At 37.8% G+C, this 14,991-nt stretch carries 14 protein-coding genes; 8 read left to right on the top strand and 6 right to left on the bottom strand.

The window, feature by feature from the left end:
- Window positions 1–19: 19 nt before the first annotated feature.
- The 4 genes from I573_RS02675 to I573_RS02660 form a co-directional block, all read right to left on the bottom strand.
- Window positions 20–457, bottom strand: coding sequence for a MepB family protein (locus I573_RS02675; RefSeq protein ID WP_016185037.1), 438 nt, complete (start codon window positions 455–457; stop codon window positions 20–22).
- Between the two features lie 27 nt (window positions 458–484).
- On the bottom strand, window positions 485–1,576 hold the full coding sequence (locus tag I573_RS02670; protein ID WP_016185036.1) for an ABC transporter permease: 1,092 nt from the start codon (window positions 1,574–1,576) through the stop codon (window positions 485–487).
- A complete protein-coding gene (locus tag I573_RS02665; RefSeq protein ID WP_211213391.1) occupies window positions 1,563–2,276 on the bottom strand; it encodes an ABC transporter ATP-binding protein in 714 nt (237 codons plus the stop codon). Before I573_RS02665 ends, I573_RS02670 begins: the two co-directional genes overlap by 14 nt.
- A 69-nt stretch (window positions 2,277–2,345) precedes the next feature.
- Complete coding sequence (locus I573_RS02660; RefSeq protein ID WP_211213381.1) at window positions 2,346–2,537, bottom strand: hypothetical protein; 192 nt, start codon at window positions 2,535–2,537, stop codon at window positions 2,346–2,348.
- A gap of 162 nt (window positions 2,538–2,699) precedes the next feature.
- Between I573_RS02660 and I573_RS02655 the strand changes: the two genes are divergently transcribed.
- Together I573_RS02655 and I573_RS02650 are read left to right on the top strand one after the other, a co-directional pair.
- A complete protein-coding gene (locus I573_RS02655; RefSeq protein ID WP_016185034.1) occupies window positions 2,700–3,380 on the top strand; it encodes a DUF554 domain-containing protein in 681 nt (226 codons plus the stop codon).
- A 424-nt stretch (window positions 3,381–3,804) separates the two neighbouring features.
- Window positions 3,805–4,104, top strand: coding sequence for a zinc ribbon domain-containing protein (locus I573_RS02650; RefSeq protein WP_211213390.1), 300 nt, complete (start codon window positions 3,805–3,807; stop codon window positions 4,102–4,104).
- 59 nt (window positions 4,105–4,163) lie between these two features.
- Here the strand turns inward: I573_RS02650 and I573_RS02645 are convergent, their stop codons facing one another.
- Window positions 4,164–4,697, bottom strand: coding sequence for a PadR family transcriptional regulator (locus I573_RS02645; protein WP_016185032.1), 534 nt, complete (start codon window positions 4,695–4,697; stop codon window positions 4,164–4,166).
- An 11-nt stretch (window positions 4,698–4,708) separates the two neighbouring features.
- A complete protein-coding gene (locus tag I573_RS02640; RefSeq protein WP_016185031.1) occupies window positions 4,709–5,245 on the bottom strand; it encodes a phenolic acid decarboxylase in 537 nt (178 codons plus the stop codon).
- A gap of 499 nt (window positions 5,246–5,744) precedes the next feature.
- Between I573_RS02640 and arr the strand changes: the two genes are divergently transcribed.
- The 6 genes from arr (at window position 5,745) to I573_RS02610 (ending at window position 14,987) form a co-directional block, all read left to right on the top strand.
- Window positions 5,745–6,137: an NAD(+)--rifampin ADP-ribosyltransferase gene (gene arr / locus I573_RS11560; protein WP_245555061.1), complete on the top strand. Its 393-nt coding sequence runs from the start codon at window positions 5,745–5,747 to the stop codon at window positions 6,135–6,137.
- A 243-nt stretch (window positions 6,138–6,380) separates the two neighbouring features.
- The gene (locus tag I573_RS02630) at window positions 6,381–7,847 is read left to right on the top strand and encodes a glycoside hydrolase family 1 protein (RefSeq protein WP_035020390.1); all 1,467 of its coding nucleotides are present in this window, start codon (window positions 6,381–6,383) and stop codon (window positions 7,845–7,847) included.
- Window positions 7,848–8,095: 248 nt separating this feature from the next.
- Window positions 8,096–9,772, top strand: a complete 1,677-nt coding sequence (kdpA, locus tag I573_RS02625; protein ID WP_016185028.1) for a potassium-transporting ATPase subunit KdpA — start codon at window positions 8,096–8,098, stop codon at window positions 9,770–9,772.
- A 16-nt stretch (window positions 9,773–9,788) separates the two neighbouring features.
- Window positions 9,789–11,819 carry a potassium-transporting ATPase subunit KdpB gene (gene kdpB / locus I573_RS02620; protein ID WP_016185027.1) on the top strand — a complete coding sequence of 677 codons (2,031 nt, stop codon included), beginning with the start codon at window positions 9,789–9,791 and terminating at the stop codon, window positions 11,817–11,819.
- Window positions 11,820–11,851: 32 nt separating this feature from the next.
- The gene (locus I573_RS02615; RefSeq protein WP_016185026.1) at window positions 11,852–12,385 is read left to right on the top strand and encodes a potassium-transporting ATPase subunit C; all 534 of its coding nucleotides are present in this window, start codon (window positions 11,852–11,854) and stop codon (window positions 12,383–12,385) included.
- A gap of 25 nt (window positions 12,386–12,410) precedes the next feature.
- On the top strand, window positions 12,411–14,987 hold the full coding sequence (locus I573_RS02610) for a sensor histidine kinase (protein ID WP_016185025.1): 2,577 nt from the start codon (window positions 12,411–12,413) through the stop codon (window positions 14,985–14,987).
- Window positions 14,988–14,991 lie beyond the last annotated feature (4 nt).

The following is a 14,991-nucleotide window of genomic DNA, read 5'->3' as shown; positions in this document are numbered from 1 at the left end:
AGTAAAGTCGTCTCTTAGTTTAGATATTCGTTACTCCAACAAAATAATCCAATTGCCAGCGTTGTGTGCGTTGAGCCGTTGGATTTAATGAAGTGCTCCAAGTAGGGTACACACGTATCGCCATTTTTCCTGGTTGTCTAGAATCACGTAAAATCTTCTTTTCTTTTAACAGCTGTTTTGGAAAACGAAAGTAGCCGAGATGCTGATTGTCGACGACCCAAACTAAAGTAAAATCTGGAGCCTGTTCATAAGAATAGGCTCTATTTTTGTTGGTCGGATCTTTTTCCCAAAAAACGACAAAATAACCTGCTTTCTTCTCAGTTTTTTTCGCCAATCGACTACGGTAGGAATACTGATCATCTTGAAAGAGTATCCCTTCGTACTCTTGATTTTGATATTCTTCATTGATGAGTTTAGCGGTTGGAAAATAGTTTTTTAAAAGCGATACACTGAGCATGATCTATTCCTTTCAACATCTAGTTTTTTAGACTTTTCGATAACGTTTAAGTCCAATAATATTTAGACAAGTAAAGCCGATGATATAAAGACATAAGATCATTAGGTCAAGATAAATCGTAGAAAAGCCTTGTCCTTTGATCATAACGCTAGTTAATGCATCGCCACCATAACTTAACGGAAAAATATAGGAGACGATCTTGATCCAAGTTGCCGAGTTATCTAAAGGGATCAATCCTGAAAAGAAGATTTGTGGAATGACCACGATTGGGATAAATTGGATCATCTGAAACTCTGAATTAGCAAAGGTCGAGACAAAGATTCCGATCGATAAAGCCGTCAATGCAAGCAAGATATTGGTGAGGATTACCCAACCTAAACTACCTAACACATGTAGATCGAGGATATAGATCGAAAAGAAAACGACGATCAGCGTTTGGATAATAGCAAATAGGCCGTAACCGACTAAATAGCCCATCACCAATTCACTACGTTTAATAGGTGTAGCAAGTACTCGCTCCAATGTTCCTGTCGTACGTTCACGTAATAGAGCGATTCCTGAGATCAAAAAGACAAAAAAGAAAACGAAAAAGCCAATCAAAATTGGAAAGATCTTATCAAAAAAGGTACTATCAGCATTTCCATAAACATACTGGTTTTCAATCGAAAAATCATTAGTTGCCACTTTTTGCCCGGTTAGTTTAGACAGTTTTTGTACTTCAAGACTGAGTTCATTTACTTTATCTGAGATGAGGAGATTTTGGAAAATCGCTTTGACTTTAGCCGTATTGGTTGGATCAGTGTTTTCATACGCGATATGAAAAACTGTTTGATCTAGCGTGACGAAAGCATCTAAATGGTCTTCAAGCATTTTTTCTTTGTAATCTGAATGTGTAGCATAAGTTTTGACGGTCACATCCGTTTTAGGCAAGTGATCAATCAAGGTAGAAGGGACGGTCTGATCCACGCCAATCGTTACTTTATTGTCTGTATTAGAATTAAACACCAAATTCATCAAACTCAAAATAATCAGTGGAGCAATCATCATCAACGCTAAAGTCCGCTTGTCTCTAATCAGTTCTTTGATCACACGTAGTAAAATCGCTTTAAATCGAATCATGTTGATGCACCTCAGCTTTCAAAAAGACTTCTTCGATACTGGTTGCGTGAAATTGTTCTTTTAAAGCAGCCGGTGTTCCATAAGCGAATAAATGCCCCTCGATGATCAAGCCGATCACATCACATTTTTCTGCTTCATCCATTACGTGCGTCGTCACGATGATTCCTTTATCTTGATTGGCTAAGGCGCGCAATTGTTGCCAGATCGTGACTCGTAAACTTGGATCGATTCCTACAGTGGGTTCATCCAAGATCAATAGATCTGGATTGGCAAGAAGCGTGATCGCTAAAGAAAGTCTGCGTTTCATTCCGCCAGAATATTGGTTGACCGGTTTGTCTAAAGCTGCTGTCAAATCGACTAACTGACTATTTTTAGTGATAGCATCGGCTAGTGTTTTAGTATCTAGTCCCATTAATTGACCGAAAAAGACTAGATTTTCTTTACCTGTCAATTCGTTGTAAAGTGCATCGCTTTGCCCCATATAGCCGATCCGATTTAAAATCTTACGATTGGGCATCCGGGTATCAAAGGTTTCCACGACCCCTTGATCGAGTTTTTCGATCCCTAGTAAACATTTGATCGTTGTCGATTTTCCTGCGCCACTAGGTCCAATCAAGCCGAGGATCGTGCCTGCTGCTAATTGAAGAGTGATTCCATCTAAAACTTGCTGTTTCCCAAAAGATTTTGATGCATTTGTCATTTTTGCCACTATTTGCTCCACGATCATCGTCTCCTTTTTGGTATGTTTTATAATAGAAAAATAAACGAGTCATTCAATAACATCTTCATGCCAGATCTGTTTGAGTAGTGCTCCTTTTTCAAATAGCAGTTCGCTACCGTCTTCAAAATTAACACTGACCTTGAGATCTGCTTCATCATCTGATCGTTGGATCCAGTCGACCCATTCGATAGTCGGAGAATACTCACCGCTCTCAAAAAATAATCTGGTAACCTTCGCCAAGATTCTCAGCTAAGATGCGTTCGCTTTTTTCGGACTTCATCTTATCGACCTCCATTTTCAATAGTTTAGGTATGATTAGTATAGCGTGAAAAGTATCTGTAGCCTAATCAAAGGATATGCTACACTAGAGAAAATAACGCGAAGAAATTAAGGAGTGGCAAGATGCTAGGTACAGTATTTAATACGACGATGATCATTATCGGATCGTTGGTCGGGGGCTTTTTAAAAGAACGATTTCCCAAGCGATTACAAGAAAGTTTGCTGACGACGATGGGATTAGTTGCCGTGTTGATCGGGATCGAAACTTTTGTGACGAACCAAGCAAAAAGCGAGTTTCATGTGCTATTTATTTTATCTCTAGCTATTGGAACGGTGATTGGGGAAGGGTTGAAGCTACAACAGCGAGTCGACCAACACCTCGGCCAAAAAACAGGATCCGACTTTGCTTCAGGGTTTGTGACGGCGATGTTATTGTTTTGTATTGGGACACTCTCGATCGTCGGTCCGATCCAAGCTGCAACAACGCACGAGTATACATTTTTACTGATCAATGGTGTACTAGATGGAATCACGTCGATCGTTTTATCGGCAACATTTGGTCTAGGGATCATCTGGGTAGCACCGATTTTGTTTGGCTGGCAATCCCTGTTTTATATCGTCGGACTCGTCTTGCAAAATACGATCCCAGAAAATTTACTCACTGAAATCATGATCGTTGGTGGCGTATTGATCTTTGCTTCAGGACTTTCAATGTTGAATATTAAAAAGATTCAGACGTTAAATTTATTGCCGGCACTTGTGATCCCGATTTTGGTGTTTATCTGTTTTGGGCGATGGATGTAAGAATATGAATCAAAAATAAAATTCTATTAGATGTCAGTCTATGAGAAGTCACTTTTTTTAATGTTATGTTTCGGTGATAAATAAAAGTTATTCAGCCATAGAATGTGTTCTTGAAAAATGCTGATAAACGTTATAATTTTAATTATAAACGTAGTAAAATCAAGGGTTAAAAAACTTAATTTTTTTGATTTTTGATGCTTTCTCAGAATATATTTACGTTTTTTTATGATTACGTTTTATGTAAACACGTGATATAATTTTAAAATATATTCAAAATATAGGGGATTGTAAAGATTGGGGAAATAGTATGAATTGTTATGAATGTAAGAGACCTATAAAAGAAACAACTAAGTTTTGTCCTTATTGTGGAGCAAAACAAGCGCATTATAAGGAGTCCAAAAATGGAAACAGTAATTATAATAAAGTGTATATAGGTATTATTGCGATTGTAGTCGTTATTGTTGCTTTATTTTTATTTAAAACAAATACATCAGATTTGGAAAAATCAGCTGTTCCATTAGTTGATCAAATTTTACAAAATCAATATGATTTAGATTATTCTTGCGAAAGCGTGATTATTACAGATAAATTAGGAGATAACAAATATTCTGCTAAAGCAGAATTAGATGATGGAAGTGCGATCAATATTACTATCGAACATTATCCCAAAAAAGATAAAATCTACGTACAAATTCCTTATCAAGAAGTACTATTTTTACAATAACGTATAAAAAAGATGTCTCCTACTATGGATAGGAGGCATCTTTTTTATCGTATTTAGATTTATTGTTCTAAATAGTGTTTTAACCAAGCTAAATGGTGCGTTTCGCGATCGATTGCGCGAGAGAGAATCAGAAAGTGCCCATAGTGATCTGTTTTTGGTTTTAATTCATTATTTAGCAATGTTTGACGTGTGAACAAACGTTGTAATTTTTGTTCATGAATATCGTAAGTTGTTTGTAAAATATGTCGAATTATTTTCTGATCAGTTTCTTTCAAAAAGTAAATTTTTAAAATCGAATATTGTTCATTTTCTTCAGTAACTACTTCTTGTATCCATGAATCAAATAACGAGCGACCCTCTGAAGTTAATTCATAATAAATGGTTTTATTTGACGTTTCATCAGGATGTTCAACAGGATGTATCAATCCTTCTGTTGCCATACGGTTCAGCTCTGGATAAAGCTGAGTATGAGAAACTGTCCAAAACTCACCGATTTCATATTTAAATTCATGAAGAATTTCTTTACCTGAAAGTATGTGTTTTTTTGTCAACATTCCAGTAATTAAATAAGGTAAAATTCTAGGTCTTGGCATTATGACATTCCTTATTTTATTTTTTTAGTATAATCGTCAGCAAAATAATCACCATTGCGGATGTCGTCAGTCATTCCTTTGTAAGGAGCTTCAGAAACGACATCTTCATTATTTTTACCAGCAAATGCACTATAAGTGATCTTCGCAAACTCTGGCACTAACAGTTTAGGATATGTTTCATATTTTTCACGTGCTTCTTCCATCAAATCAATATGGTCATTTTGATATGTTACTGTAATTTCTGGATGCTCTTCGACCCATTTTGGAAAGAAAATCATACCGTGCATTTTGTGTTTATTTGGTAAAAAGTCTAAAGCAACGTCAGTTCCAGTAGGTTCAGTCCAAGCAATCTTATAAATACCGTCCGTTAGCATTACAGTATCTACTTTTTGATCGCGGACCCATCGACCTGCTACCATTCCACCATGAATGCGGTAATCGATCGTATCTTCGTTTTTTACGTACATTTCATATTCCCAACCATTATCATATGTATAAATAAAATGAGAACCGATAAAATCTTCTAGTGTTTTAAATTCTTTTGTCATAATATCCACCTCTTCATTTATTGTGTCGTTATCGACATAATAAACGTAACACGAAATGAGTAGTTTATTCAAGCAAAGTTGCTTTCTATGAATAAACACGTTAAACTATCTTTCTAATCAAATTGAAAAGGAGTAAATCGCTATGAGTTATACACGTTTTAATCCTAAAAATCTAACGGTAGGAGCTTGTGTTTTGGCAATGCGTTTAACAGCTCAAGGAGAAGTAAAAAAAGCACATAAAGTAGTAGAAGAAGCTTTTCAAAAAGCTAATAATCCTTTAGAAAAATTTATTACTGCATATCAACTTGCAGAACAAACACAAAATAGTCTCATGAAAAAAGAATGGTTAGAAAAAGCTTTATTCTATGTAGAAAAATCAGAAGATCAGAATAGTAAAACCGCTCTAAAAGCAATCTATGCACAGCTAGCAGATGTGTATAAACAACTTGATGATGAATTAGCTCGGTACAATCAAGAACGAGCGGCAAACCAATCTTCCATTCCAGATGATCCAGGTCCTTTTTATCATGGGACTCGAGCAAGCTTGACTTCCGGTGATTTGTTAGTTGCAGGGAAAAATTCAAATTATGAAGCTGACTTAAAGATGAATCATATCTATTTTACGTCTAACCTAGAAGGTGCAAGCTTAGCTGCAAGTTTAGCAAAAGGTGAGGGAGAGGAGCGAATCTATATTGTAGAGCCGACTGGAATTTTTGAACATGATCCTAATGTTACAGATAAAAAATTCCCTGGTAATCTAACGTGTTCTTATCGTTCAACTTTTCCGCTGAAAGTTATTGGTGAAGTAACCGCTTATGCGAAACAAAGTGAGGCAGATCGTAAACAATGGCAATCCAATATGGCAAAACATCAAGGTGAAATTATGAACTAACGTTAGTTTTAGCAGTTGTTAGATAACGCTTCCAAAAAAGTATTGACTTTTCTTTGTAAAATGTCTATCATAAAGTTAAGGAAGCGTGAGAACGTTTTCTAACTGGATGTGTTACTGCTTCGGCGGGCAAGACCAGAGGAAAAAAGTGTGTTGATCCCATTAGACGTGTGTCTATTGGAATTCACTTTTTTGCTTTGGTCTTTTTTGATATTCAGAATACGTAGAAAAGAAAGTGGGTTTATTATGACAGACAAACAATTTCCAAAAGGATTTTTATGGGGCGGTGCAACAGCAGCCAACCAATTTGAAGGCGCATGGAACGAAGGTGGTCGTGGACCTGCGACTTCGGATACTGCGATTGCTGTAAAACCTGAAGATCGTAAAAATATGGAAGAATTTGCAGCACCGATGACACGTGAAAAAGTTGAATTTGCGATCAATGATACAGAAGGCTTATACCCGAAACGTTGGGGCTCTGATTTTTATCATCGCTATAAAGAAGATATCGCCTTATATGCTGAAATGGGCTTTAAAACATTCCGTCTATCGATTGCCTGGTCACGTATTTTCCCAAATGGTGACGATGCTCAACCAAATGAAGAAGGCTTACAATTTTACGATAATGTCTTTGACGAATGTGCCAAATATGGCATCGAACCGTTAGTGACCTTATCCCATTACGAAACACCGGTAGGCATCGCGTTAAATTATGGTGGGTGGAAAAACCGTAAAGTCATCGATTTATTCGTCAACTATGCGCGAACAGTATTAACACGCTATCAAGATAAAGTGAAATATTGGCTAACATTCAACGAAATCAATATTATGGGAATCTCTGGTTACGTTGGTGGTGCATTGTTATTTGAAGATGGTAAACAAAATCTATCTGATATGTATCAAGCAGTCCATCATCAATTTGTGGCATCAAGTTTAGCAACAAAAATCGCACATGAATTAAATCCAGAGCTAAAAGTAGGAATGATGCTAGCGCGGATGCAAGCATATCCAGCAACACCAAATCCAGCTGATGTGATGGAAGAAATCAAACGCGATCATGAGAACCTATTCTTCTCGGATGTGCAAGTACGTGGGAAATATCCAGCGTATACCAAACGCTTCTTTAAAGAAAATGGAATCGAAGTGATCTTTGAAGAAGGCGATCTAGAGATTATTGCGCAATATCCAGTTGATTTCATGTCATTTTCTTATTACATGAGTTCAGTGGCACGTCATAATCCAGAGGCTGGTGGAGAATCGACTGCTGGAAACTTCTCATTAGGCGAAGCAAATCCTTACCTAGAAGCTTCTGATTGGGGCTGGCAGATTGATCCAATCGGCTTGCGCATTACCTTAAATAACTTATATGACCGTTACCAAATTCCATTATTTATCGTAGAAAATGGTTTAGGTGCTCTAGATACAGTCGAAGAAGATGGATCGATCCATGATAGCTACCGTATCGATTACTTAAAAGCACATATCGAGCAAATGTACGAAGCGATCGAAGATGGAGTTGAATTGATGGGATATACGCCTTGGGGCTGTACCGATCTAGTTTCTGCTTCAACTTCTGAAATGAGCAAACGTTATGGCTTCGTCTATGTCGATGCCGATGACGAAGGAAACGGAACCTTTGACCGTTCGCGTAAAGATAGCTTCTTCTGGTATCAAGATGTGATCAAGACAAACGGTGGAAATATTTTAAATTAATCCTAAAAGTTAAAAAACAACAATCACGTGTTTCGTGATTGTTGTTTTTTTTATTCGATAAAAGGGAGCTGGCTGTTCATGAATATCTTTACACTATCTTTATACCTTTTTCGCTATAGTAAGTGCATCAAGGATAGCCGCTATCGAATTGAATAAAAGGAGCGAATAGAAATGACGATTCTCTTAGGAGTTATTGGGGTATTAGTAATGATCTATCTTTTTTGGTTTTTATTTAAGGGGGAAGAACTATGACGAGTATTGGATATCAGGCATTCTTCTTTTTAGGGATTTTACTCGTCCTTTCGGTTCCATTAGGATGGTATATCAAACAAATCATGCAAGGAGATATTCCTAAATGGATGAGATGGATGCAACCGGTTGAACGATTGATCTATCGTATACTCGGTCCTACTGCACATTCGGAAATGTCTGCTAAGAAATATGTGCTCAATGTCGTTTTATTGAGTAGCTGTTCACTTATATTTTTAGTGGGACTGTTGATGATCCAGCATCTTTTACCTGGAGGTAGTACATTCGAGCCGATTTCATTTTCACTAGCGTTGAATACTGCAACTAGTTTTGTGACCAACACGAACTGGCAAGCGTATAGTGGGGAGACAACACTTTCAAATCTTTCGCAAGCATTTGGATTAACGGTTCAAAATTTTCTTTCAGCCGGTGTAGGATTGGCGGTAGTCACCGCATTATTTCGTGGATTCGTACAAGTAAAAAAACCAACTTTGGGAAATTTTTGGCAAGATTTAACTAGAGGATTGCTTTATCTTCTTTTACCGTTATCTTTTTTGATGGCTATCGTACTTCTTTCGCAAGGGGTGGTCCAAACATTTAGTTCTGGTGTGGCGTACCAAAGTCTTGAGGGAAAAGATTCGTGGCTATATTTAGGACCTGCTGCCAGTCAAATCGCCATCAAGCAATTAGGGACAAATGGTGGGGGATTTTTTGGAGCAAATTCAGCGTATCCATTTGAGAATCCTACATTAATTTCAAATTTTATAGAAAATCTAGCTATTTTATTGATACCAGCTGCGTTGATCTGGACGTTTGGTTTCTGGGTGAAAGAATGGAAACAAGGACGTACGATCATGATCGTGTCGCTCTTTTTTGTAGTGCTTGCAATGATCGGTGTCGGAATGAGTGAAGTACAGGGTCCTCATTTTGCACAAGTTTTAGGCCATTCGAATTTCGAAGGCAAAGAAGTACGATTTGGGATTGGTTGGTCAAGTTTATGGGCGGTCGCAACGACTGCGGCATCCAATGGGTCTGTAAATGCTATGTTGGATAGTTTCACCGCGCTCGGTGGTGCCGTTCCAATGTTTTTGATGCAACTTGGAGAAATTATTTTTGGTGGAGTAGGTAGTGGATTGTACGGTATGTTGGCCTTTTTATTACTCGCAGTATTTATTGCTGGATTATTAGTGGGACGGACTCCAGAATATTTGGGTAAAAAAATCGAAGCTTTCGATATTAAAATGGCTAGTATCGTAATCTTGACGCCTTTGCTTCTTACACTTTTTGGCACGATGGCACTGACGATACATCCAGATGTGATGAAATGGCTTACAAATACTGGACCACATGGATTTAGCGAAGTGTTATATGGCGCAACTTCTTTAGCAAATAATAACGGAAGTGCCTTTGCAGGATTAACTGCAAATATAACGTTTATCAATCTTTTAGGGAGTGTATTGATGGGATTGTCACGCTTTTTACCGATTTTGGCAATTTTATATTTAGCAGGAAATATGGCCAATAAAAAACGAGTAGCCTTAAATCAAGGTACACTATCGACTGTAAGTCCAACATTTGTGACGATGCTGATGATCATCATTTTAGTGATCGGTGCGTTGAGTTTTCTACCTGCATTAGCACTAGGTCCAATTGCTGAATTTTTTACAATCAAATAAGATGGAGTGAAATGAAATGAAATCAATATATCTTTGGGCAATCAAACAAGCGTTTATAAAATTAGACCCAAGGCAACAAATCAAAAATCCAGTGATGTTTGTCGTCTATCTCGGTTCGATTATCACAACGGTATTGTGCTTTTATCCGACTACGATTCCAAATTGGTTCAATATTTCCGTTACGGTCTTTTTATGGTTGACGTTATTATTTGCTAATTTTGCAGAAGCAGTGGCTGAAGGGCGGGGAAAAGCACAAGCTGATAGTTTAAAACAAGCAAAAAAAGACGTGATGACTTATAAGATTCATCAGCTAGAGGACATTCAAACCCAATCATTTATAGAGGTGCGTTCTTCTGACCTAATGCGGGGGGATCTAGTTTATGTTCAGGCAGGTGAGCAAATCCCAGCTGACGGAGATGTCATAGAAGGAGCGGCTTCTGTTGATGAGAGTGCGATCACTGGTGAATCGGCACCAGTGATCCGTGAGTCTGGTGGCGATCGTAGTGCCGTAACAGGTGGGACAAAAGTCGTTTCGGATTATTTAGTCATTCGAGTTTCTTCAGAAAGTGGGAATTCTTTTTTAGATAAAATGATCGCGATGGTTGAGGGAACCAAGCGGAAAAAAACACCAAATGAAATTGGGCTACAGATTTTTTTGATTACGCTGACGATTATTTTTTTAACGGTATCGATTACATTAGTCCCTTTTACCGAATTTAGTAGTCAATTGTCCGGGAAAGGAGAAGCGTTATCGTTGATGATCGTGATCGCGTTGTTGATCTGTTTAGCACCGACAACGATCGGAGCTTTGGTTTCATCGATCGGCATCGCAGGTATGAGTCGTTTGACGAAAGAAAATGTGATCGCATTAAGCGGTCGCGCCATTGAAGCAGCTGGAGATGTAGATATTTTATTACTTGATAAGACAGGAACGATTACGTTAGGAAATAGACGTGCAAGTGAATTTCTACCAGTAACCGGTGTGAGCGAAAGACAACTTGCGAATGCTGCACAACTGTCTTCTTTGGCCGATGAGACCGCTGAAGGAAGAAGTATTGTGATTTTAGCAAAAGAAAAATTCAATCTACGCGAGCGTCAGTTTCAACAAGCTGAAGTAAACTTTATTGATTTTAGTGCAAAAACAAGAATGAGCGGAATCGATTATCAAGGAGATAAAATCAGAAAAGGTGCAGCAGATACGATGAAACAATATGTGCTTTCATTAGGTAAACAATATCCTGATGAATGTGACCAAATTGTAGATCGAATCGCTCGTGCGGGTGGGACACCTTTAGTCGTTGTCATGAATGGCGAAGTTTTAGGCGTAATTTATTTAAAAGATATTGTAAAAAATGGAGTAAAAGAAAAATTTCTAGATATGCGAAAAATGGGAATCAAAACAATCATGATCACTGGCGACAATCCGTTAACAGCAGCGGCGATTGCTGCTGAAGCAGGAGTAGATGATTTTTTAGCGGAAGCGACTCCAGAAAATAAAATGAAATTGATTCGACGCTATCAAGAAAGAGGTCATCTTGTGGCGATGACGGGTGATGGAACCAATGATGCACCGGCTTTGGCACAAGCAGATGTTGCTGTGGCGATGAATACTGGAACACAGGCAGCTAAAGAAGCTGGAAATATGATTGATCTTGATTCTAGCCCAACAAAATTACTACAAGTCGTACAGATCGGGAAGCAATTGTTGATGACAAGAGGTGCACTAACGACCTTTAGTATTGCCAACGATGTCGCAAAGTACTTTGCTGTGATTCCTGTTTTATTTTATAGTATTTATCCACAATTAGGACAACTCAATATTATGAATTTATCGAGTCCATTGACTGCGATCTTATCTGCGGTCATTTATAATGCGCTGATTATCGTTGCGTTGATTCCATTAGCGCTCACAGGTGTAAAGTATCAAGAAAAACCTGCTAGTCAAATTCTACGTCATAATTTAATTGTCTATGGACTTGGCGGGATCATTGCGCCATTTATATGTATCAAACTGATCGACAGTCTACTTTCACTGATAGTCGGCTAAGATATTCAGTATAATAAATGGAGGAAAGAAATATGAAAAAAGAAATCGTAAGTAGTCTGCGTTTTTTAGCGTTAAGTGTGCTATTATTTGGTGGCCTATACACACTTTTGGTTACTGGAGTGGGACAATTGATTTTTCATTCGCAAGCAAATGGAAGTCAAGTCGTCGTAGGAGATCAAATGGTAGGTTCCACGCTGATTGGACAAGAATTTGAACAAAGTACTTATTTTTCAGGTCGAAGTCAAGCAGTTAGTCAACTGGCACCGAATTCTATAGAACAAGAAAAAAAAGTCGCTGAGCGGATCAAACAAGAGCTGCTTAAAAATCCTTCAGAAACAGATGTCCCAATTGATTTGGTTACCGCATCGGCTAGTGGCGTTGATCCAGATATCAGTCTTGAATCTGCAAAATTTCAAGTAGAACGCATTGCCAAAGCAAGAAAGCTAGATTCAGATAAAGTGGTACGCTTGATCGAGGCCAATCAAAAAGAGGACTGGTTTTCAAATCGGAAATATGTCAATGTATTGAGATTAAATCTTGCACTTGATCGATTAAGTAAAAATTAACTTCTAAGGTAAAGGAGGAATGTGAATGGAGGAGAATGAGTATATCCATATAGATAAAGGTGAAGGAAAGTTTGGAAAATTACGGATTTTCTTTGGGTTTGCAGCTGGAGTTGGGAAAACTTATGCGATGTTGGTAGAAGCACATGAATTACAAGAAATAGGCAAAAATATCGTGATTGGCTATATTGAACCTCATGATCGGCCAGAAACGAATCGCTTGATTGCTGGATTACCAAATATTCCAACAAAGAAAATTCACTATAAAACACTTGAATTAAATGAGCCAGATGTTGATCAGATCATCAAACAAAAACCAGATATCGTGTTGATCGATGAGCTTGCCCATACAAATGCATATGGATCGAGAAACAAAAAAAGATACCAAGATGTCGAAGAAATCTTAAAAGCTGGTATCGATGTATTTACTACGATGAATGTACAGCATATCGAAAGTTTACATGATATCGTAGCTCAAGTTACCGGAATCGATGTTCAAGAGACGGTACCCGATACATGTTTACAGCAAGCGCTAATCAAGGTAGTAGACGTTGAACCTGAAGAGTTGATCGATCGTTTAGAACAGGGGAAAATATATGCTGACCATGCAATAAAACAGGCTTTAGCAAATTTTTTTATTCCTGAAAAATTAGAAAAACTACGTGGTTTAGCGATTCAACGTGCTTCAGATCATATCAATCGTATCAATAGTAAGACGTTGGGAATCCAAAGTAATTTACTTACGATCGTTTATGACGACTTCCCCAAGATGTCAGAGAAATGTATTCGTTGGACGGCTCGCTTAGCACAGGGATTTCATGCCGAGTGGACTGTCATTACGATCAAAACACAAGAAGAAATTGAACCGAGTAGTACACTGGCCGAAAAATTAGGCGCAAAGGTTATCGTGATCGAAGAAGAAAATAGCTTTGAGACGATTATAGAATTTTCCAAAATGACAGGCGTCACCGATATCATCATGGGAAAAAATATCAAGCAGCATTGGTATGAAAACGTCTTTGCGGAATCTTTTGAGAATCGTTTGCTAAAAAGATTGCAGGATACAGAGTTACATCTTATTCCATTTCATGAATCCAAAAAAGTGTGGCGCTTCAACTATCAAGAGATGCTCACCGATAGTGGGAGAAATGCGAGTATCGCTGTTGGAGGCGTGATTTGTGCCACGCTGATTACTGAAGGTATGAAATTTTTACATGTAGGCGATCAAAATTTGATGCTCGTGTATATTCTTTTTGTATTATTGATTGCACGTGCGACCTCAGGTTATGTGTGGAGCGCGATTTCTTCTATCATCAGTGTGTTAGCCTTTAACTGGTTTTTTGTCGAACCCCTTTATTCATTGACCGTCTATAAACAAGGCTATCCAATTACGTTATTGATCATGTTTGCTGTTGCGTTGATGGTCAGTAACTTAATGGTTCGGCTAAAAAAACAAGCGCAAACTGCAATTGCAAAAGAAAAACAAATGGAAATTTTATATGAACTTAGTAAAAAATTTATTTTAACAGAAAATCGTGCACAAATTTTAGCTATCTCAACGACGTATCTTTCTAGATTGCTAGATCGAGAAATCGCAATCTTTGATGCAAAAGGACAAGTGGAGCATGTCCATTGTGTTGAAGAACAAACATCGGTATTATCGGAAAAAGCTGAAGCTGCTGTAGCCTACTGGACTGCAAAAAATCAAAAAGAAGCAGGGCACAAGACGGACACTTTGATTGGAGCGAAGGGCTACTATTTGCCCATCTTAACTCGCGGAAATACGTTAGCTGTCTTAGGCATAAAAACAATTGACGAACCGCCTTTAACTAATGATCAGTTTAATTATATCAAATTGGTCTTGGCACAAATTGCAATCGTTTTAGAACAAAATGAGTTGAAACAAGAAAAAAATGCGATTCAAATTGAAAATGCACAGGAAAAAGTTCGTAGTAATCTACTTCGGGCGGTATCACACGATCTAAGAACGCCCTTAACCGTGATCTCAGGGATCGCTCAAATGTTAGAACAAGGCAACAAGTTGGATCCTGAAATGCAAAAACGTTTTTTACAAGATATTCAAGTTGAAGCCCAATGGTTGATTCGTATGGTAGAAAATTTATTGTCGATCACTAGAATCGATAGCACGACGATGGATGTAGAAAAAACAGCGGAACCAGTCGAAGAAATCATGGAGGCTGTGTATCAACATATAAAAAAAGTCTACCCCAAAGCACAACTAAATATCGATTTACCAGAAGAGATGTTATTTGTGCAAGTCGACCCGATTTTGATCGAACAAGCACTGTTTAACCTAGTAGAAAATGCACTACGTCATGGTCAACCACAAGAGCTGATTAGGATTAGTATCTATCAAGATCTAGATCAAACTGTATTTGAAATAGAAAATAAAGGTGAAGTTCCATTTAAACAATTCCAAAAATTACAAGCGAATTTAACGCAAACCTATGAAGTACCAGTAGATTCTAAAAATGGTTTAGGCATTGGGTTGAGTATTGTGAAAACGATCGTACATGCTCATCATGGACGCATCAATATGACGGTGAACAATGGAAAAACATGTGTACAAATTTTTTTAAAATGAGGTG

The organism is Enterococcus sulfureus ATCC 49903 (genome assembly GCF_000407605.1).
GTDB classification, from domain to species: Bacteria; Bacillota; Bacilli; order Lactobacillales; family Enterococcaceae; genus Enterococcus_G; species Enterococcus_G sulfureus.
Note: the sequence above shows the minus strand (reverse complement) of the source record. Positions and strands in the feature narration are given on the sequence as shown.